Raw genomic sequence first — 18861 nt, forward strand, 5'->3', positions numbered from 1 at the left:
GGTCGCGTAGGTCACATTCGAGGGTGAATCATGAGCTGCTGTGGCAGACGATTCGAAGAGTGACAGCAGAGCAGTGATCGGGTCGTACGTGGCGGTGGGGGACAGCTTCACCGAGGGCGTCGGTGATCCCGGCCCCGACGGGGCGTTCGTCGGCTGGGCCGACCGGTTCGCCGTGCTGCTCGCCGACCGCAGGCCCGAAGGCGACTTCCGGTACACCAACCTCGCCGTACGCGGAAAACTCCTCGACCAGATCGTGGCGAACCAGCTTCCGAGGGCCGTAGACATGGCCCCGGACCTCGTCTCCTTCTGCGCCGGGGGCAACGACATCATCCGGCCCGGCACCGACCCGGACGAGGTGGCCGAGCGGTTCGAACGGGCCATCGCCCAGCTGACCGCGGTGGCCGGCACGGTGATGGTGACGACCGGGTTCGACACCCGTGGCGTGCCCGTGCTCAAGCATCTGCGCGGCAAGATCGCCACGTACAACGGGCATGTCCGGGCCGTCGCCGACCGGTACGGCTGCCCGGTGCTCGACCTGTGGTCCCTGCGCAGTGTCCAGGACCGTCGGGCCTGGGACGCCGACCGGCTGCACCTGTCGCCCGACGGGCACACGCGCGTGGCGCTCCGGGCGGGTCAGGTGCTCGGCCTCGAGGTGCCGGCCGACCCCGAGCAGGAGTGGCCCCCGCTGCCGCCCCGCGGCACCCTCGACGTCCGGCGGGACAACGTCCACTGGGCGCGCGAGTTCCTGGTGCCGTGGATCGGGCGCCGGTTGCGCGGGGAGTCGTCGGGGGACCATGTGACGGCCAAGGGGGCGCTGTCGCCGGAGGACATCAGGATGCGGATCGGTTCGGTGGCGTGAGTGCGCTGGGGCGGGGGTGCCCGGGTGTGACCGGCTCACGGCAAGGCCGCTGAGTCCAGACCCAGTTCGCGGGACAGCGCGTCCTCCACCCACTCCTGCGCCCGCGCCCGTGGCACCGCGCCCTCGTAGGACGTCAGCTGGACGGCGAGACCGTCGAGCAGGGCGGTCAGGCGCAGGGCCGTGCCGTGCGGGTCGGGGCAGTGGAACTCGCCGACCGCGACGCCCTCCGCGATGACCTCGGCGATGGCCGCCTTCCACTGCCGGTCGAGCTCCTGGGCGACCTCCCGCAGCGCGGGCTCGCGCAGCGCCGCCGCCCAGCCCTCGATCCACAGCCGCCAGCCCTTGGCCTGGCCCGTCGGGGCGTACCACCGTACGGCCGACCGCAGCCGGCGCAGCGCCGACGTACGGCGTCCCAGCAGCTTGCGCAGATGCGCGAGGTCGCCCTCCGCCGCGTGCCGGAACGCGGCGGCGACCAGCTGTTCCTTCGTCGAGAAGTGATAGAGGACCAGCGCGTTGCTCACACCGAGCACCGAGGCGATGTCGGCGATGCGGACCGCCGTCACACCCCGGGCCTCGATCTGCTCGACGGCGGCCCGCAGCAGATCACCGCGCCGTTCCGCCACGCTCAACCGGACTCTCGTCACGCCGTCACCCTACACACGCGCGTGCACCCCCTTGACGTGTGGATTCGGCCGGTTCGCCGTCCCTCAGCGGTACCAGCCGAAGCGCTCCGCGATCACCGGAAGCCGGTCCGCCGCGATCGCGTGCGCGGCGGCTCGCGGTGTCGTCCCGTCGGCCTGCGCGCGGGCCAGCATCCGCTCGACCAGGGTCCGCATCGAGCCACGGGTGTGGGCGAACGCTTCCTCCGCGTCGGCGCCGATGTCCCCGAAGAGCGTCCACCACCACCAGGCGTTCGTGCCGGAGTTGACCACCACGTCCGGCAGCACGGTCACCCCGCGCGCGGCCAGCAGCAGCTCCGCCTCCGGTCGTACCGGCATGTTGGCCGCCTCGACGACCCAGCGGGCGGTGATCCGCTCCTGGTTCCCGGAGTCGATCGCGTACGAGACGGCCGCGGGTACCAGGACGTCCGTGTCGGCCGACAGCCACGCGTCGCCGGGCAGGTCGCGGTCGCCGGGCCGCAGCGCGGAGCGGTCCACGGTGCCGTGGGCGTCCCGCGCGGCGAGCAGCGCCTCGACGTCCAGGCCCGCCGGGTTGGCGATCGTGCCCTTGAGGTCGGCGACGGCCACGACCGTGAGCCCCGCGCGCGTGAGGAAGCGGGCGGTCGCCCCGCCCATCGTGCCCAGCCCCTGGAGGGCGACCCGCGTCCCCGCGTACGGCACGCCGGCCCGGTCCAGGGCCGTGAGGGCCGCCTCGGCCACACCGCAGCCGCCGACCAGCTCGTCGAGACCGAGGCCGTCCACCTCGACCGCGAACGCGTCCCCGAGCCGCCGCCGCGCCTCGGCCTCGTCGTCCAGCAGCGGATACACGGCCTGTATGGAGGAGACCAGCCCCGCCTCGGCGGCGGCCCGGTCCACCAGGTCCTGGGTGAGCCCGAGGTCCTCGCCTGTCGTCCAGCAGCTCTCGATGTACGGCCGCATCGCGCGCAGATAGCGCACGAGCAGGGGGTACGCCTCCGGGTCCCGGGGGTCGCAGTCGATGCCGCCCTTCGCACCGCCGAGCGGGACGTAGCGGCTCTCGGGGTCGTAGTGCAGGGCCTCCTTCATGGTCATCCCGCGGGCCAGGCCGGTGACCTCCTCCAGGGTGCAGCCCGCGCGCATCCGCAGACCGCCGCTGGCGACACCGCGCACCAGCCGGTCCACGACCAGAAAGCCCTGGTGACCGGTGAGGTGGTCGGTCCAGGTGAGGGACAGCAGGGGGCCGGCCATACGGGCTCCTTCGCCGGGGTCGCTGACGGTGTTACTGAATCAAGGGTCAGTATCACGCTCGGAGGGACCCCTGTGCCCCGGTGTTGTCGGAGGGGCCGACCATAATGGAAAGCCTGACCGACTCCACTTGGAGGTACCGTGGCCGGTTTCCGTTCCCTGAGCACCGGGCTCCGTGCGCTGCGGCCCGGGGCGTTCGGCGCGGATCCGCGCGGTGAGCGCATGGCGCGCATCCGCAGATCACCCCATTTCGAGGACGGGGTCTTCCAGAACCCCGGCGGCCCCGCGCGGACCCGGCCCTCGGGCTCCACCCTGGACTTCGCGAAGGTCTTCTTCGACAAGGAGACCCGGCCCCGCCGCAGCCCCAAGGGCACGGTGCCGATGCACTCCACCACCCTCGCCGACATCGCCCGGCCCCCGGCCACCGGGCTGCGGCTGACCTGGATGGGGCACTCCAGCGTGCTCGCGGAGATCGACGGCCGACGGGTCCTGTTCGACCCGGTGTGGGGCGAGCGCTGCTCCCCGTTCCCCTTCGCCGGACCCAAGCGGCTGCACCCGGCGCCCCTGCCGCTGGCCGCGCTCGGCCCGGTCGACGTGGTGGTCATCTCGCACGACCACTACGACCACCTGGACATGCCCACCATCAAGGCCCTGGCCGGCACGGACACCCTGTTCGCCGTGCCGCTCGGCGTCGGCGCGCACCTGGAGCACTGGGGCGTGTCCGCCGACCGGCTGCGCGAACTGGACTGGCACGAGACCACGAAGATCGGCGGCCTCGCCCTGACCGCCACCCCGGCCCGGCACTTCTGCGGCCGGGGCCTGCGCAACACCCAGCACACGCTGTGGGCCTCCTGGGTCGTCGCCGGCGAGGAGCACCGGATCTACCACAGTGGCGACACCGGCTACTTCGAGGGCTTCAAGGAGATCGGCGCCGAGCACGGGCCGTTCGACGCCACGATGATCCAGATCGGCGCCTACTCCGACTTCTGGCCCGACATCCACATGACGCCCCCGGAAGGGCTCCGGGCTCACCTCGACCTGCAAGGAGGCAAGCCGCACGGCGTGCTGCTGCCGATCCACTGGGGCACGTTCAACCTCGCCACCCATGCCTGGGCGGAGCCGGGGGAGTGGACGAAGGACCTGGCCGGGGAGGCGGGACAGGACGTGGCGTTCCCCCGGCCGGGCGAGCCCTTCGAACCGGCTGGGAAGCTTCCCGGGCAGCCTTGGTGGCAGGCGGTGGCCGCACCCATCGCCCGGCCGTGGCGCGATACCACGAGGGGGGCCACCGCGCCGGCCACTCCGCCCGGAGTGTCGCCCGTGCCGACCGCTCCGACAGCTGCGACGGCTCCGACGGCTCCGGACGGTCTCGACCTCGCGGGTGAGAAGTGATCCGGCGGCGCGGCGCCTCAGGAGTGGGGAGGTCCGCCGCCGGGGTCAGGGCCCATCATCCGTGACCGGCGGAAGCCCCGCGGACCGCAAGGCCCTCTTGAGCGGGCCAAGATCGTAGATCCCCGTCAGGTCATCCGATTCGAGCAGGTGCAACCGGGCGGCGTGCCGGGCCTGGGCGCGCAGGGTCGGGGCCAGCGGATCGTTCGTGAACGTGATGCCCTGCCAGGCGGCGTCGAGCACGGCGGCGGGAAGCGCCTGCCCCGTCAAGCGCTCGAGGTGGGCGCCGGCCGTGGTCCTGGCTTCTTCGGGGTGTTCGGCGATCCAGGCATTGGCGGCGACGGAAGCCCGTACGACCGCGTCGACCACGTCCCGGTGTTTCGCCAGGAACCTGGGCGAGACGATGACGTTCGTCGTGACGAACCGGCGATCGGGCCACAGGTCCGCCTCGTCCAGCAGCACGCGCGCGCCCTCCGCGACCAGGATCGAGGCAGTCGGCTCGGGAACCCAGGCACCGTCCAGCGATCCGGAACGGAAGGCGTCCACCGTCACCCGGTTGTCGGTGCGGATCAGGGAGACGTCACCCCGGCCGGTCACCGGGTCGATCTTCCACCCACGGCTCGCCGCCCAGTGCAGGAACGCCACGTCCTGGGTGTTGCCCAGTTGCGGCGTGGCGATCCGCTTGCCCTTCACCTCGTTCAGGGAGCGAATGCGGTCGGGGTTCACCACGAGCCGCACTCCGCCGGAGGCCGCGCCCGCCACGATCCGCAGCGCGTCCCCGCCCGACCGCAGATATCCGTTGATCGCGGGTGACGGTCCGGTCCACGCGATGTCCACGGAACCGGCGTTGAGGGCCTCGATCACGGCCGGGCCGGCGTTGAAGCTGCGGGGAGCGAGCGCGGTGCCCTTCAGCTCCCGGGCGAAGAAGCCCCGCTCGAGGCCCACGAGCGCGGTGGCATGGGTGAGGTTGGGCAGGTAGCCGACGCGCACGGTGTCGACGGAGAGCTTGGGGCCCCGGGCGGGTGCCCCCGCCGCGTCCGCCGCGATCGGCCGGTTCTTTCCGTATCCGCATCCCGCCAGCAGGCTCAGTGCGACGGTGAGCGCCACCACCGCCGCGGCCAGCCGGATCAGGGGCACTGACGGTAACGGGGCAAGGCGCATGCGGGTCCTCGAGGTCAGGTGTGGAGACCGGCGGAGGGAGGGGAGACGGCCGCGGGGACATGGGCCACGAGGCCGGGGCGCGCCACGTCGATCGGTCCGGTGAAGGCCCGGGCAGCCGCGCTCACGGCTGGTGCCTGACCGGTGCCCGGCCACAGATGTGTGAGCAGTAGCCGTGCTGCCCCGGCCGCCTCAGCGTACTCACCCGCCATACGTGCGCTCAAGAGGAACTCCTCGTCGGCACGCGGTACTTGATCGACATACGTGGCTTCGGACAGCAGCACGTCGGCGTCCCGCGCCAAGGCGGTCACCTCGGGACTGGGCCCGGTGTCCCCGGTGTAGGCCAGGGACGTGCCGCCCGCGGTCAGTCGTACGCCCGCGTTCGGGACGAAGTGCGGCAGCAGGCGCGTGTCGATACGGAAGGGGCCGATCTCGAAGCTGTCGCCGCCCTGGAACTCGCGCAGTTCGAAGGAGCCCCTCAGCATCCCGGGACGGTCCAGGGAGAGCACGGCGTCCAGCGCCGAGGGCAGCGTGTACACGGGCAGGGCGGCCGGTGGCTCCTCGGTGAGGGCGCGGGCACGCAGCAGGGGATTGAGGTCGGCGCAGTGGTCCGGGTGCCCGTGCGTGACCAGGACGGCGTCGACCTGCTCGGCCGTCAGATGCTCCTGGAGCGCGGGGAACGTCGCGTAACCGGGGTCGACGAACAGGCGGAAACCCTCGCTCTCCACCAGATATCCGCTGCACGGCTGGTCCTTGACCGGCCATGCTCCGCAGCCGCCCAGGACGGTGAGGTGCATCATGCGCTGTTCCTGTTCGGACGTACGGCCAGGCGAGCTGACGGGAATTCCGATCTTACGCCCCATCCGTGAGTGCTGAACTCGGTGCGGTCGTCAAGGGTGAGTCGGGGATTCTGGGCGAATCGGCCGGTCGATGTGCCTTCACGGGGGCTTCTCGGACAATCGGATGGCCGACGCAAGCTGCAATGCGCACCGTCCCCCGCCGCCCGGAATACCCCCCTCCATTTCTTTGCGGCGGCTAAGCGAAAGCAAACGTTATGAGCGGTGCGAGTTCACGGGGGTGACCCGGCGCCACGGGGTGAGGTGATTGTTCCGTTCGCCCCTTTTCGCCATAAGGGGCACTTATCAGTGCCGTGGGGGTGGGGAGGGTGTCAAAGGTGAAACATTCTTGGCTGAAAGGCGCCCTGGACGGATGGGGCAGAAGTTTCTTTGGTTGACATTGATGTCAAGGGCTTGCAACGATTTAATCAACATTAGAGTCAGAGTTGTCCGTTGATTGACAAAAGTCATCGGCTGGCAAGTGAGGGGATGGCTGTGCAGCAACAGGTTCCGGATGTCAGCGGTATTCGGGCGGAAAGAGTCATTGTTGTCTCGCTGATGAAATCCGGCACCCATCTCGTACAGGAGCTGATGCTGGCTCTCGGCTACAAGATCTACGGCCAGTCCAGGATCCCACAGGAAATCCGGCCGGTTCTGGGTGACGAGACGCGTGATCGAGTCGTGCGCATGGTGCACGGCGACCATGCGGCCGAAGCCCTCAAGAAGCAGGGGGAAGAGGCCTACCGGGCCGGCGCGGACCAGGCCTGGGAGGCGCTCGGCTGGGCCTGGCAACAGCGTCTCGGAATGCCTCTGGTCAACCGCTACGGCGCTCAGCTCACTCATACCGAAGCCGTCGACAACGCCCTGCGGCGCACCTCGGACACACCTTTCTCCTGGACGCCGGAGAACACCTGCTGGATCGTTCCGGAACTCGACATCAAGAAGGTCGATGGGAAATTCATCGAGGAATGGTCCCGGACCGGTGAGCCGCGCATCCTCTTCATGTACCGCGATCCCCGGGACATGGTTCTCTCGATGGTGAACTTCCTGCTCGGGAGGACCGCTCAGGGATTCGGCAACTTCAGCGAGTTCCAGGTTTTCAACAACATTCTGGCCGCCAAGGGATCCTTGGAGGAGCGCCTTCTCTACGCGCTGTCGGATCCGGCCTTCCCGGGCAGCGGCGACCATGAGCGGATGCTCTGGCTGCTGAACCACCCCAAGGTCTGCAACATATCGTTCGAGGAAATGGTGGGGGCGCAGGGCGGTGGCTCGGCCGAGGCCCAGCTCGACGTGGTACGGCGTGTGATCGAGTTCGTCGGTGCCGACGCGGACCCCGAGAAGACCTCCGACGGGATCTTCCGCAGGGACTCCTTCTCCTTCTTCAAGGGCCAGATCGGCAGCTGGCGGGAGGCGTTCACCCCACGGGTCGAACAGCTCGCGCACGAGCGCCTGGCCAAGGCCCTGGAGCTGTACGGCTACCCCGCCTGAGCCCCGGCCAGAACCCCGCCCTGGGCCGTCGCCCGCGGACTCTGTTCCCTCGTACGCCGAACCAAGGAGCTCCGAAGCCGCATGACAAAGGTCACCGACCGGACACGCACCCTCGTCCTCGTGATGAGACGCGGGCTGAGCACGTCCCCGGACCACGTTCAGACCCTGCTCGACCTGGACATACGGACCCACCTCCTCACCGTTGACACGGAGCCCTGGGCGAACGACCCCCGTTTCGCCTCCGTACGCCGGCTCCCGCACGACTCCGACCAGCGTGACTTCGTGAAGGCCGCCGTCGAGACCGCCCGGGAACGCGGCGCCTCCGCCGTCGTCACCTTCATCGAGCCGGACATCGAGATCGTCGAGGACGCCAACGCGGAACTCGGCCTCGACTGGGCGATCCCCGAGGCCGCCCGCATCTGCCGCGACAAGCTGCGCCAGCGGACGTTCCTGGCCGAGCACGACATCCCTTCGGTCTGGTTCCACCCGGTCACCGACATCGAGTCGGCCGTCCAGGCGGCCACCGCCCGAGGACTGCCGCTCATGGTGAAGCCGACCCGGGCCGCCGCCAGCGACTGCGTCGAACTCGTCAGCGACGTGGACCGGTTGAGGGCCTCGCTCAAGGTGATCCAGGGCTACATCGAAAGCGGACGCAACTTCTACTTCTCCGGCGCCCCGGAGTCCTGGGCGGTCCTCGAGGAGTACCTGCCGGGCGAGGAGATCACTCTCGACGGCGTCGTACTCGACGGGCAGTTCATCCTCGGCGGCGTCCACAACAAGAAGCACTCGGCCGGCCCGCACTTCGAAGAGGACCTGTACACGCTGCCGTTCAAGACCCCGGAGCACGAGGACGAGGTCGCCGGCATCGCCGCGAGCATCACCCGTGCGCTCGGCGTGAAGCACGGCCTGTTCAACGCCGAGATGCGGCAGGACGCCGAAGGGCGCTACCGGGTCGTCGAGTTCTCGATCCGCGTCTCCGGCGGTCACGTCTACCGGCACATCAAGGACGTCTACGCCATCGACTTCGTGCGCATGTTCCTGCGCGCGGCGTGCGGCGAGAGCGTCGAGGACATCCTCGCCCAGGAGAACCGGAAGCAGTCGCCCCGGATGACCGTGTGCGCCAAGGTCGTCTACCGCAACGGGCGGGTCGTGCGCAACAGCGTGGGCGAGGCCATGCACTCGCCGTACTTCCGCACGTACTTCCCGGTGGCCAAGCCCGGCACGGACGTCGTCTCCGGTGAGAAGGGCTTCGACTTCACCGGCCTGCTGTCCGTGTGGCACCCCTGGCAGCCCGGCCAGGACCCGGCCGTCGTCCACGACGTGGCCCGCGCCCTCGCGGAGAAGCTCGACGTGGAAGTCGTCGATGCCGGCGAGACGCAAGGGCAGAAGACTCCGTGACGGCGTCGCCCCACCACAGACGCCGCCGGGCCGTCGGCGGCGCGATGCTGTCGGTGGCTCTCCTCACCGCGTCCTGCGGTGGCACGGCCACCGAGAAGGCCGCGTCACCGCTGGTCAAGAATGTCACGCTGGTCAAGGCCGGGAAGATCGTGGTCTGCACCAACGTGCCCTACGAGCCCTTCTCCTTCACCCGGGACGGCAAGGTCGTCGGCTTCGACATCTCGCTGATGGACAAGGTGGCCGAGCGGCTCGGGGTGAAGCAGGAGATCGTCGACATCGACTTCGACCCGATCCGGAGCGGAGCGGCGCTCAACTCCGGCAGGTGCGACGTCGCGGCGGCCGGCATCACGATCACGGAGGAGCGCAGAAAGAACGTCGCCTTCTCGGACTCGTACTTCGACGAGGCGCTCAGCCTGATGAGCCCCGAGGACAAGCCGGTGGCCACGCTCGACGAGGCCGAAGCCGGCCAACTGCGCGTCGGCGTGCTGACCGGCACCACGAGCATGAAGGCCGCGGTGGACAAGGGCATCGAGCCTCAGGAGTACAAGGACTCCGGCAAGCAGCTCACCGCCCTGCGCTCGGGGAGCGTCGACGTCATCGTGCAGGACCTCCCCGTGGTCACCAGCTGGCTCAAGAAGCCCGAACTGGCCGGGAAGTTCACGGCCGGAGAGCCCATCAGCACCGGAGCGCACTACGGCTTCGTGGTGAAGAAGAAGGGCAGTGAGCACCTGCTGAAGGTGCTCAACGAGGTGATCGCTGAAGCGAAGCGGGACGGCAGCTACGCCCGACTCCACCAGAAGTGGCTCGGTGTCCCACCCGAGCAGAGCGCGACTCACTGAGGGAGCCATGGCAAAGACGTCCGCAGCTCCCCTGAACCTCGACCCCGCTCCCGCACCCTCCGCGACAGCCGGTTCCAGCCCGCGCCGCCGCAGACGCGTCAGCCTGATCGTGCAGTACGCGGTGTTCGTGACCGTTGTCGCCGCGCCGGCCCTGCAGGTCGACTGGGCCGCCGTCCAGGAGCACTTCCTCGACCTGGGCGTCGCCCGCGAGACCTTCCCCGACCTGCTCACGGTGGCGCTGCGCAACACCGTCATCTACACACTCTGCGGCTACGTCCTCGGCTTCCTGCTCGGGCTCGTGCTGGCCCTGATGCGTCTGTCCTCCGTACCGTTGCACCGCTGGACCGCGCTGCTCTACATAGAGATCTTCCGGGGACTGCCGGCGTTGGTGATCTTCCTGATCATCGGCTTCGGGATCCCGGTCGCCTTTCCCGGATTCACGCTGCCCGGGGACATCTACGGTCAGGTGGCGCTGGCACTGGGCCTGGTCTCGGCGGCGTACATGGCCGAGACCTTCCGGGCCGGCATCCAGGCCGTGCCCAAGGGCCAGATGGAGAGCGCCCGCTGCCTGGGCATGTCGCACACCCGGGCCATGGTCTCGATCGTGGTGCCGCAGGCCCTGCGTATCGTCGTGCCGCCACTGACCAACGAACTCGTCCTGCTCTTCAAGGACTCATCGCTGGCGTTCGTCCTGGGGGTCACGGCGGCCACCACCGAACTCGCCAAGTTCGGCTCCGACGTGGCGGCCGACCAGGCCGATTCCACCCCGCTCGTGGTGGCCGGCCTCGGCTACCTCCTCATCACCGTCCCGCTCGGGATCCTGGTGCGTCGGCTGGAGAGCCGCCGCGCCGAAAGGGGCTGACGCATGGCCACGGCTCAACCAGCCGTCGAAGTGGTCGGACTGCACAAGTCGTACGGAGGGCTCGACGTCATCAAGGGAGTCGACCTGAGCATCGCGCCCGGCGAGGTCGTGTGCGTCATCGGCCCCTCCGGGTCCGGCAAGTCCACGCTGCTGCGCTGCGTGAACATGCTGGAGGAGCCCACCTCGGGCGTCGTCCGGGTCGACGGTGTCCGTATGAACCACCCCGACACCGACCTGGACGCGGCCCGCCGACGCATGGGAATGGTCTTCCAGATGTTCCATCTGTTCCCGCACCTGACGGCGCTGGGAAATGTGACCATCGCCCAGCGGCGCGTCCTGAAGCGGAACCGCGCCGAGGCGGAGCGCGTCGGGCGTGACTGCCTGGACCGCGTCGGCGTCGTGGACAAGGCCGACGCCTACCCTGCGCAGCTGTCGGGCGGGCAGCAGCAACGCGTCGCCATCGCCCGAGCGCTGGCGATGAACCCCAGCGTGATGCTCTTCGACGAGCCGACCTCCGCCCTCGACCCCGAGCTCGTCGGCGAGGTACTCACCGTCATGCGCGACCTGGGGCTGGACGGCATGACGATGCTCGTGGTCACGCACGAGATGGCGTTCGCCCGGGACGTGGCCGACCGCGTCGTCTTCATGGACGACGGCGTGATCGTCGAGGAGGGCCTGCCGTCGCAGGTCATCGACGATCCCCGCCAGGAACGCACCCGCACCTTCCTCCAACGAGTTCTCGGACCGCAGGGCTCTGCGGGGCCGGGGCCGGGCAAGACCAGCACGGGGAGAACACATGAGTACCACTGACACACACGACACGGGTGAGGCGCAGCAGGACGACCACGCCTTCGCGCGCGCCTGCGCCGAGGAGGCGGGCGCGCGGCTCATGGCGATCAGGGCGGCGGCGACGCCGGACAACGACCCGCGCGAGCTGAAGGCGGCCGGGGACCGTGGTGCCCAGTCCGTCCTTGCCGACCTGCTCAAGCGGCACCGGCCGTACGACGCGGTCCTCTCGGAGGAGGCGGCCGACGACCGCGGCCGGCTGCGGGCGCGCCGGGTCTGGATCATCGATCCGCTCGACGGCACCCGGGAGTTCGCCGAGCCTCCGCGCGAGGACTGGGCCGTGCACGTGGCGCTGTGGGAGGAAGGCGAGGTGAGGGCGGGGGCCGTCGCCCTGCCCGCACGCGGCACCGTCCTGTGCACCGACGACCCGGTGCCGCCCCGGGCGGCCGTCCGGCGGCGTCCCCGGATGCTGGTCAGCCGCACCCGGCCGCCCGAGTTCGTCACACGTCTGGCCGGGGAACTGGGCGCAGATCTCGTGCCCCAGGGCTCGGCCGGGGCCAAGACGGCATCCGTCGTGCTCGGCGAGGCGGATCTCTACGTGCACGCCGGCGGCCAGTACGAGTGGGACTCGGCGGCGCCCGCGGCGGTCGCCGCCCACTACGGCTGCACCGTTCTCAGGCTCGACGGCAGCGTGCCGCGCTACAACCGGGCGGATCCGATGCTGCCCGACCTGGCCGTCTGCGCGCCGGAGCTGCACGAGCGGTTCCGGGCGGCGTTCGCCCGGGTCTGCCCCGACTGGCCGGTCGCCGAGGAGGGCGCGGGGGTATGACGGCTGTCTTACACCAGGGTTGTACCGTCTGGCTGACCGGACTGCCGAGCTCCGGCAAGACCACCATCGCCACCGCGCTCGCCGAACGGCTGCGCGGCGACGGGCATCGCGTCGAGGTGCTCGACGGTGACGTGATCCGCTCGTTCCTCTCGGCCGGCCTCGGCTTCAGCCGCGAGGACCGCTACACGAACGTACAGCGCATCGGGCTGGTCGCCGAGATCCTCGCCCGGAACCGGATCATCGCACTCGTCCCGGTGATCGCCCCGTACCGGGACAGCCGCGAGGCGGTGCGCAAGCGCCATGAACAGAGCGGGACCGCCTTTCTGGAGGTGCACGTCGCCACGCCCGTGGAGGTGTGTGCCGAGCGCGATGTGAAGGGGCTGTACGCCCGGCAGGCCGCGGGCGAACTGACCGGCCTGACAGGGGTGGACGACCCCTACGAGGTGCCCGAGTCCCCGGACCTGCGCATCGAGACGCAGAACCAGACGGTGCAGGAGTCCGCCGTGTCGCTCCACGCTCTGCTGATCGTGAGGGGGTTGTCGTGACGCGGGCGACCGCAGCTCACTCGCACACGCCGGTGTCGCGGGGCTGGAGCCATCTGGACTCGCTGGAGTCGGAGGCGGTGCACATCATCCGTGAGGTGGCGGGCGAGCTGGAGAACCCCGTGCTGCTGTTCTCCGGCGGCAAGGACTCCATCGTCATGCTGCACCTGGCGCTGAAGGCCTTCGCCCCGGCACCGGTCCCGTTCCCGCTGCTGCACGTGGACACCGGGCACAACTTCCCGGAGGTGGTCGCCTTCCGGGACCGCACGGTGGCCCGGTACGGGCTGCGGCTGCTCGTGGCCGACGTGCAGGACTACATCGACCGCGGAGTCCTGCGCGAACGCCCCGACGGCACCCGCAACCCGCTCCAGACCATCCCGCTGACCGAGGCCATCCGGCAGCACCGCTTCGACGCGGTCTTCGGCGGCGCACGCCGGGACGAGGAGAAGGCGCGGGCCAAGGAACGGGTGTTCTCCCTGAGGGACGAGTTCTCGCAGTGGGATCCGCGCCGCCAGCGTCCCGAGCTGTGGCAGCTCTACAACGGCCGCCACGCCCCGGGCGAGCACGTGCGGATCTTCCCGTTGTCCAACTGGACGGAACTGGATGTGTGGCAGTACGTCCAGCGTGAGCGGATCGAGCTGCCGGAGATCTACTTCGCCCACGAACGGGAGGTGTTCCGGCGCTCCGCGATGTGGCTGACCGCGGGGGAGTGGGGCGGACCCACCGCCTCGGAAGCGGGGGAGAAGCGACTGGTCCGCTACCGGACGGTCGGGGACATGTCCTGCACCGGAGCGGTGGACTCGGACGCCAGGACCGTCGAGCAGGTCATCACGGAGATCGTCGCCACCCGGCTGACCGAGCGGGGCGCCACGCGCGCCGACGACAAGCTCTCCGAGGCGGCGATGGAAGACCGCAAGCGCGAAGGGTACTTCTAGACATGGGGACGACCACCGAGCAGCCCGCCGAGGGGCCGGCGGACACCACCACGCTGCTGCGCTTCGCCACCGCGGGCTCCGTCGACGACGGCAAGTCCACGCTGGTCGGACGGCTTCTGTACGACTCCAAGAGTGTGCTGGCCGACCAGTTGGAGGCCGTTGAGCAGGCCTCCCGCAACCGAGGCCGGGACACCCCGGACCTCGCTCTGCTGACCGACGGTCTGCGCGCCGAACGCGAGCAGGGCATCACCATCGACGTGGCGTACCGCTACTTCGCCACCCCGCGGCGCCGGTTCATCCTGGCCGACTCCCCGGGCCACGAGCAGTACACCAGGAACATGGTCACCGGCACCTCCACCGCCGACCTGGCCGTCGTCCTCGTCGACGCCCGCAAGGGGGTGGTGGAGCAGACCCGCCGCCATGTCGCCATCGCCGCCCTGCTGCGGGTCCCGCACGTGGTGCTCGCCGTGAACAAGATGGACCTCGCCGGATACGAGGAGTCGGTGTTCGCGCGGATCGCGGTGCAACTGACCGCGTACGCGACCGACCTGGGCGTTCCCGAGATCACCACGATCCCGATCTCCGCGCTGGCGGGGGACAACGTCGTGGAGCCGTCCGCGAACATGGACTGGTACGGCGGCCCCACCGTCCTCGAACACCTGGAAACCGTCCCGGTGAGCCGCGACCTGTCCGGGCACCAGGCACGCTTCCCGGTGCAGTACGTGATCCGGCCGCAGACCGCCGAGCACCCCGACTACCGCGGATACGCGGGCCAGATCGCCGCCGGCAGCTTCCGCGTCGGAGAGTCCGTCACCCTGCTGCCCTCCGGCCAGGTGACGACCATCGCGGGGATCGACGCCCTGGGCGTCCCCGTCCCGCGTGCCTCGGCTCCCGAGTCCGTGACCGTCCTGCTCGCCGACGCCCTGGACGTCGCGCGCGGTGACCTGGTCGTGCCGACCGGGGCCGCGCCCGAACTCACCCGGCGCGTCGAGGCGACGGTGTGCCACCTGCATGAGCGTCCCCTGGCCGTGGGGGATCACGTACTGCTCAAGCACACCACGCGCACCGTCAGGGCGGTCGTCAAGGACCTCCCCTACCGGATCGACACGGCGCACGGCCTGGCGCGCCGCCCCCGGCCGGAGTCACTGACGGCCAACGACATCGCGACGGTCGTGCTGCACACCTCCGAGCCGCTCGCCATGGACGGGTACGCGCACTCGCGCCGCACCGGATCCTTCCTGCTGATCGACCCGGCCGACGGTGCCACGCTGGCCGCGGGCATGGCGGGCGCCGCCTTCACGGACGGCTACGGGGGCGGCTTGTGAACCGGCCGGTGTACGACAGTCCGCGTACGGCCGAGTCCCTCGCGGCGGCCGGCGCCCCGCCGGCCCCGGTCACGGCCCCGGTGCGTGCCGTCGCCGTCCCGCCCGCGCTGGAACTCCGTGGGGTGACCAAGTTCTTCGGCCGCCCGGGCCGCGATCAGCTCGTGCTCGACGACATCGGTCTGGCCGTCGCGCCCGGCGAGTTCGTGTGTCTCCTGGGTGCCTCCGGCTGCGGCAAGTCCACCCTGCTCGCGCTGGCGGCGGGGATCGACGAGCCCAGCGCGGGGGAGGTCTCGGCGGTGGGCCCGCGCCCGGCGCTGATGTTCCAGGAGCATGCCCTGTTTCCGTGGCTGACCGCCGGGAAGAACGTCGAACTGGCGCTCAGGCTCAGAGGAGTTCCCCGGCGTGAGCGCCGCCCCGAGGCGGAGCGTCTGCTGGGACTCGTCCGGCTCAGCGGCGCGTACGGCAAACGGGTGCACGAGCTGTCCGGCGGCATGCGCCAGCGCGTCGCGCTGGCCCGCGCCCTGGCCCAGTCATCACAAGTCCTTTTGATGGACGAGCCGTTCGCGGCGCTGGACGCCATCACCCGCGACCTGTTGCACGAGGAACTGATCAGGGTGTGGCAGGAGTGGAACCAGCCCGCCACCGACACCCGCAGTCTGTCCGTGCTCTTCGTGACCCACAACGTCCGGGAGGCGGTGCGGCTCGGCGGCCGGGTGGTGCTGATGGCTTCCCGGCCCGGCCGGATCGCCCGCGAGTGGCGCATCGACCTGACGTACCCCAGGCGTCTGGAGGACGAGGCAGTGGCGGAGAAGTCGAAGGAAATCACCGAAGAGTTACGCAAGGAAATAAGCCGTCATGCCAGGAGCTGACACCAGACGGTCCCGGAACGCTGCCGAAGCCCCAGTCGTCCCGCCGGACACCTCGCGGGACAGCACCGACCTGCACGGGCTGAGCACCGGCCTCGACGCTCTGCAGAGCACCCAGCACAAGGGCGGCGCCAGACTGGGCAGAGTGCTGTTGGCGCGCGTGGCGCCCCCCGTGGTCGCCTGCGCCCTGTTCCTGACGGTCTGGGAGCTGGTCCACCTTTCGGGGGTCAAGCCGGACTACGTCCTGCCCGGCCCGCGTGCGGTGTGGGACGCCCTGGTGGAGCAGTGGTACCTGGGCACCACGCTGGGCGTGATCGGGCAGAGCGTCTCGCGTGGAGCCCTCGGCTTCCTGGCGGCGATCGCCATCGGCACGCCGCTCGGGCTGTTCGTGTGGCGTGTGCGTCCCGTCAGGACCGCGGTCGGGCCGATCCTGACCGGGTTGCAGTCCCTGCCCTCGGTGGCCTGGGTCCCGGCCGCGGTCATCTGGTTCGGCCTGACGGACACGGCCATCTACGCGGTCGTGCTGCTGGGTGCCGTACCGTCCATCGCCAACGGGCTGGTGGCGGGCATGGACCAGGTGCCGCCGCTGTTCGTGCGCGCCGGGCGGTCGCTGGGCGCACGCGGCCTGCGGGGAGTGCGTCACATCCTGCTGCCCGCCGCCCTGCCCGGCTACCTCGCGGGGTTGAAACAGGGCTGGGCGTTCTCGTGGCGGTCCCTGATGGCCGCCGAACTCATCGCGGGATCCCCGGAGATGGGGTACGGACTGGGCCAGATGCTCGAGAACGGGCGCGTGGCGCAGGACATGCCTCTGGTCCTCGCGACGATCCTGCTGATCCTGTGCGTCGGCATCTGTGTCGAACTCCTTCTCTTCGCACCATTGGAGCGGTACGTGCTGCGTACCCGTGGGCTGCTGGAGCGTGCGACGTGAACGGTCAGAACGCCTTCGAGGGCGAGGGCATCACCACCGGAGACCTGCGCAGCCTGCGCTACTTCCTCGCCGTCGCCGACGAGTTGAGCTTCGGCAGGGCGGCGGTGCGACTGCACATGACGCAGCCGGGACTCTCCCAGGGCATCAAGGCGCTGGAGCGCCGGCTCGGCATGCCGCTGTTCGAGCGCGACCGGCAGGGCGTCGCCCTGACGGCCGCGGGCCGGGTACTGGTGCCGAAGGCCCGGCAACTGCTGGCCCACGCGGAGGAGTTCGACCGCTTCGCCAGTGTGCTTGCAGGCCGTCACAACGGGAAGCTCACTCTCTCCTACTCCCGCTCGGGCGGCATCGGGCTGGCATCCGAACTGACCAGCCGATTCCGGGAGCGGTATCCCCACATGACGGTCGAGACCGCGACGGGCCACACGCACTCGAACGTCGAGAGGATCCGGCTGCGCACGATCGACGCCGGCTTCATCCGGCCGCCGATCGACGGCGACGACCTCCAGTGTTCCGTCATCGCCTACGACCGGGTGGTCGTCGCCGTCCCGACCGGCCACCCGCTCGCGGACCGGCCGGGCGTCTCGCCGACGGAACTCCTCGGCGAGCCACTGGTGTTCTTCCCGCGTGAGCGCAGCGGTCTGTGGGAGTCCATCCTCGGCGCGGTGTACGGACAGGGTGCCGCGCCGGAGATCAGCCGGCTGGAACCCGACGAGGCCCACATGCTGGCGGCCGTGGCACAGGGCGCGGGCATCACGCTGGTCACCGAGCCGTCGGCGGCGCTGCTGGCCGTGCCGGGCGTGGTGTTCAAGCCCTTCACCGTGCCGGTCGCGGTGCCGATGGCGCTGGCCTGGCGGAAGGACAACGCCAATGCCGCCCTGCACACCTTCGTGTCGTTCGTGAACGGCGCCGTCGAACCGGCCGTGTCACCCTCGTCCGCGCCGGACGCCGTCGCCCCCGGGCGGGCCCGGCGCATACGGCCGCCGGACGCCGCGGCGGTCGCCCGGATCCCGCGCCCCCCGGCTACACGGGAACTACGGCCGTCCGGTGCTGGGCGGTGAGCGGTGTGCGGATCTCCTGCGTGCAGCACTTGACGCCGCCGCCGGCCTTCAGCAGTTCCGACAGGTCCATGCCGATGGGGTGGAAGCCGTGCGCGCGCAACTGCTCGATCAGCCCGGTCGCGGCCTGTGCCAGGACCACGTTGTATCCGTCGCTGACCGCGTTGAGGCCGAAGACCGCCGCATCGTCGTCGGAGGCGATCAGCGCGTCGGGGAACAGGTCGCGCAGCACCGCGAGGCTGCCGGGGGAGAACGCGGCGGGGTTGTACATGATCTGGTCGTCGTCGAGCACGGCGAGAGCGGTGTCGAGGTGGTAGTAGCGCGGATCGGTCAGGGTGAGGCTCACCACCGGGCGCTGGAAGAACTCCTGCGCCTTGAGGTGGCCCGCCGGGTCGGAGCGGAAGCCGCAGCCGGCCAGCAGCCAGCGACCGGTGACGAGGTAGTCGCCCTCACCCTCGTTCACATGGTCGGACTCGCGCACCTCGGGGAAGCCGTGGCTGCGGAACCACTCGGCGTAGGCGGGCCCTTCGGCGGCGCGCTCCGAGTTGCGGAAGCGGGCGCCCAGCACCCGGCCGTCCACGACGGTGGCCCCGTTCGCGGCGAAGACCATGTCCGGCAGGCCCGGCACGGGATCGATCAACTCGACGGTGTGTCCCAGCGCGACGTACAGGTCACGCAGCCCCTCCCACTGCGTGACGGCCAGCCGTTGGTCGACCGGTTTGCTCAGGTCCATCCACGGATTGATCGAGTACGTGACGTCGAAATGGGTCGGCGGACACATGAGATATCGCCGCCTGCGGAACACGCGCGAGTGCTCATCGAGCATCAGGGCTACCTCCGGCGAGTTTTCGGAATTCCGGTACGGCTTAACCAGTGGCGCACGAAA

At 70.2% G+C, this 18861-nt stretch carries 19 protein-coding genes; 14 read left to right on the forward strand and 5 right to left on the reverse strand.

Features of this window, described 5'->3' with window-relative positions; genetic code table 11:
* The first annotated feature begins 73 nt into the window (after nt 1-73).
* Nucleotides 74-859, forward strand: a complete 786-nt coding sequence (locus ACFT4A_RS05930) for an SGNH/GDSL hydrolase family protein (protein ID WP_382826631.1) — start codon at nt 74-76, stop codon at nt 857-859.
* 35 nt (nt 860-894) lie between these two features.
* On the opposite strand, the gene ACFT4A_RS05935 is transcribed toward ACFT4A_RS05930, so the two are convergent.
* Both ACFT4A_RS05935 and ACFT4A_RS05940 read right to left on the reverse strand, forming a co-directional pair.
* Nucleotides 895-1503, reverse strand: a complete 609-nt coding sequence (locus tag ACFT4A_RS05935) for a TetR/AcrR family transcriptional regulator (RefSeq protein ID WP_382826336.1) — start codon at nt 1501-1503, stop codon at nt 895-897.
* 63 nt (nt 1504-1566) lie between these two features.
* On the reverse strand, nt 1567-2745 hold the full coding sequence (locus ACFT4A_RS05940) for a Glu/Leu/Phe/Val dehydrogenase dimerization domain-containing protein (RefSeq protein ID WP_382826337.1): 1179 nt from the start codon (nt 2743-2745) through the stop codon (nt 1567-1569).
* Between the two features lie 138 nt (nt 2746-2883).
* Here ACFT4A_RS05940 and ACFT4A_RS05945 point away from each other — a divergent pair, with 138 nt between their 5' ends.
* Complete coding sequence (locus ACFT4A_RS05945) at nt 2884-4131, forward strand: MBL fold metallo-hydrolase (RefSeq protein WP_382826339.1); 1248 nt, start codon at nt 2884-2886, stop codon at nt 4129-4131.
* Between the two features lie 45 nt (nt 4132-4176).
* Here the strand turns inward: ACFT4A_RS05945 and ACFT4A_RS05950 are convergent, their stop codons facing one another.
* Together ACFT4A_RS05950 and ACFT4A_RS05955 are read right to left on the reverse strand one after the other, a co-directional pair.
* Nucleotides 4177-5289 carry an ABC transporter substrate-binding protein gene (locus ACFT4A_RS05950; protein WP_382826341.1) on the reverse strand — a complete coding sequence of 371 codons (1113 nt, stop codon included), beginning with the start codon at nt 5287-5289 and terminating at the stop codon, nt 4177-4179.
* A 14-nt stretch (nt 5290-5303) separates the two neighbouring features.
* Nucleotides 5304-6086, reverse strand: a complete 783-nt coding sequence (locus tag ACFT4A_RS05955; RefSeq protein ID WP_382826343.1) for an MBL fold metallo-hydrolase — start codon at nt 6084-6086, stop codon at nt 5304-5306.
* Between the two features lie 525 nt (nt 6087-6611).
* On the opposite strand from ACFT4A_RS05955, the gene ACFT4A_RS05960 reads away from it, so the two are divergent.
* From ACFT4A_RS05960 to ACFT4A_RS06015, 12 genes are all read left to right on the forward strand, one after another.
* Nucleotides 6612-7610, forward strand: a complete 999-nt coding sequence (locus ACFT4A_RS05960; protein WP_382826344.1) for a hypothetical protein — start codon at nt 6612-6614, stop codon at nt 7608-7610.
* A gap of 81 nt (nt 7611-7691) precedes the next feature.
* Nucleotides 7692-9008 carry an acetyl-CoA carboxylase biotin carboxylase subunit family protein gene (locus tag ACFT4A_RS05965; protein WP_382826346.1) on the forward strand — a complete coding sequence of 439 codons (1317 nt, stop codon included), beginning with the start codon at nt 7692-7694 and terminating at the stop codon, nt 9006-9008.
* Nucleotides 9005-9847, forward strand: coding sequence for an ABC transporter substrate-binding protein (locus ACFT4A_RS05970; RefSeq protein ID WP_382826347.1), 843 nt, complete (start codon nt 9005-9007; stop codon nt 9845-9847). The genes ACFT4A_RS05965 and ACFT4A_RS05970 overlap by 4 nt, the downstream gene beginning before the upstream one ends.
* A 7-nt stretch (nt 9848-9854) precedes the next feature.
* Entirely contained in the window at nt 9855-10709 is an 855-nt protein-coding gene (locus ACFT4A_RS05975) for an amino acid ABC transporter permease (protein ID WP_382826349.1), read from the forward strand.
* Between the two features lie 3 nt (nt 10710-10712).
* Nucleotides 10713-11519 carry an amino acid ABC transporter ATP-binding protein gene (locus ACFT4A_RS05980; RefSeq protein ID WP_382826351.1) on the forward strand — a complete coding sequence of 269 codons (807 nt, stop codon included), beginning with the start codon at nt 10713-10715 and terminating at the stop codon, nt 11517-11519.
* Nucleotides 11506-12324, forward strand: a complete 819-nt coding sequence (locus ACFT4A_RS05985; RefSeq protein ID WP_382826353.1) for a 3'(2'),5'-bisphosphate nucleotidase CysQ — start codon at nt 11506-11508, stop codon at nt 12322-12324. The genes ACFT4A_RS05980 and ACFT4A_RS05985 overlap by 14 nt, the downstream gene beginning before the upstream one ends.
* A complete protein-coding gene (cysC, locus tag ACFT4A_RS05990) occupies nt 12321-12869 on the forward strand; it encodes an adenylyl-sulfate kinase (RefSeq protein WP_382826355.1) in 549 nt (182 codons plus the stop codon). The genes ACFT4A_RS05985 and cysC overlap by 4 nt, the downstream gene beginning before the upstream one ends.
* A complete protein-coding gene (gene cysD / locus ACFT4A_RS05995) occupies nt 12866-13801 on the forward strand; it encodes a sulfate adenylyltransferase subunit CysD (RefSeq protein ID WP_382826357.1) in 936 nt (311 codons plus the stop codon). Before cysC ends, cysD begins: the two co-directional genes overlap by 4 nt.
* Before the next feature lie 2 nt (nt 13802-13803).
* A complete protein-coding gene (locus ACFT4A_RS06000; protein ID WP_382826359.1) occupies nt 13804-15126 on the forward strand; it encodes a sulfate adenylyltransferase subunit 1 in 1323 nt (440 codons plus the stop codon).
* An 80-nt stretch (nt 15127-15206) separates the two neighbouring features.
* Entirely contained in the window at nt 15207-15995 is a 789-nt protein-coding gene (locus tag ACFT4A_RS06005; RefSeq protein WP_382826632.1) for an ABC transporter ATP-binding protein, read from the forward strand.
* Nucleotides 15982-16920 (forward strand): ABC transporter permease, encoded by a 939-nt coding sequence (locus ACFT4A_RS06010; RefSeq protein WP_382826361.1) that lies wholly within the window; start codon nt 15982-15984, stop codon nt 16918-16920. Before ACFT4A_RS06005 ends, ACFT4A_RS06010 begins: the two co-directional genes overlap by 14 nt.
* Nucleotides 16917-17978 carry a LysR family transcriptional regulator gene (locus ACFT4A_RS06015; RefSeq protein WP_382826362.1) on the forward strand — a complete coding sequence of 354 codons (1062 nt, stop codon included), beginning with the start codon at nt 16917-16919 and terminating at the stop codon, nt 17976-17978. Before ACFT4A_RS06010 ends, ACFT4A_RS06015 begins: the two co-directional genes overlap by 4 nt.
* On the opposite strand, the gene ddaH is transcribed toward ACFT4A_RS06015, so the two are convergent.
* Nucleotides 17941-18801, reverse strand: coding sequence for a dimethylargininase (gene ddaH / locus ACFT4A_RS06020; protein WP_382826364.1), 861 nt, complete (start codon nt 18799-18801; stop codon nt 17941-17943). The two genes, ACFT4A_RS06015 and ddaH, sit on opposite strands and share 38 nt — an antisense overlap.
* Between the last annotated feature and the right edge of the window lie 60 nt (nt 18802-18861).

Origin of the sequence: Streptomyces sp. NPDC057099, from assembly GCF_042671245.1 — a bacterium.
Lineage (GTDB): Bacteria > Actinomycetota > Actinomycetes > Streptomycetales > Streptomycetaceae > Streptomyces > Streptomyces purpurascens.

Coding starts and splice junctions, on each gene's coding strand:
- ACFT4A_RS05985 (WP_382826353.1), top strand. CDS start 11,506: ATGAGTACCACTGACACACACGACACGGGTGAGGCGCAGCAGGACGAC.
- ACFT4A_RS05940 (WP_382826337.1), bottom strand. CDS start 2,745: ATGGCCGGCCCCCTGCTGTCCCTCACCTGGACCGACCACCTCACCGGT.
- cysC (WP_382826355.1), top strand. CDS start 12,321: ATGACGGCTGTCTTACACCAGGGTTGTACCGTCTGGCTGACCGGACTG.
- ACFT4A_RS06010 (WP_382826361.1), top strand. CDS start 15,982: ATGCCAGGAGCTGACACCAGACGGTCCCGGAACGCTGCCGAAGCCCCA.
- ACFT4A_RS05980 (WP_382826351.1), top strand. CDS start 10,713: ATGGCCACGGCTCAACCAGCCGTCGAAGTGGTCGGACTGCACAAGTCG.
- ACFT4A_RS05955 (WP_382826343.1), bottom strand. CDS start 6,086: ATGATGCACCTCACCGTCCTGGGCGGCTGCGGAGCATGGCCGGTCAAG.
- ACFT4A_RS06000 (WP_382826359.1), top strand. CDS start 13,804: ATGGGGACGACCACCGAGCAGCCCGCCGAGGGGCCGGCGGACACCACC.
- ACFT4A_RS05975 (WP_382826349.1), top strand. CDS start 9,855: ATGGCAAAGACGTCCGCAGCTCCCCTGAACCTCGACCCCGCTCCCGCA.
- ddaH (WP_382826364.1), bottom strand. CDS start 18,801: ATGCTCGATGAGCACTCGCGCGTGTTCCGCAGGCGGCGATATCTCATG.
- ACFT4A_RS05965 (WP_382826346.1), top strand. CDS start 7,692: ATGACAAAGGTCACCGACCGGACACGCACCCTCGTCCTCGTGATGAGA.
- ACFT4A_RS05950 (WP_382826341.1), bottom strand. CDS start 5,289: ATGCGCCTTGCCCCGTTACCGTCAGTGCCCCTGATCCGGCTGGCCGCG.
- ACFT4A_RS05960 (WP_382826344.1), top strand. CDS start 6,612: ATGGCTGTGCAGCAACAGGTTCCGGATGTCAGCGGTATTCGGGCGGAA.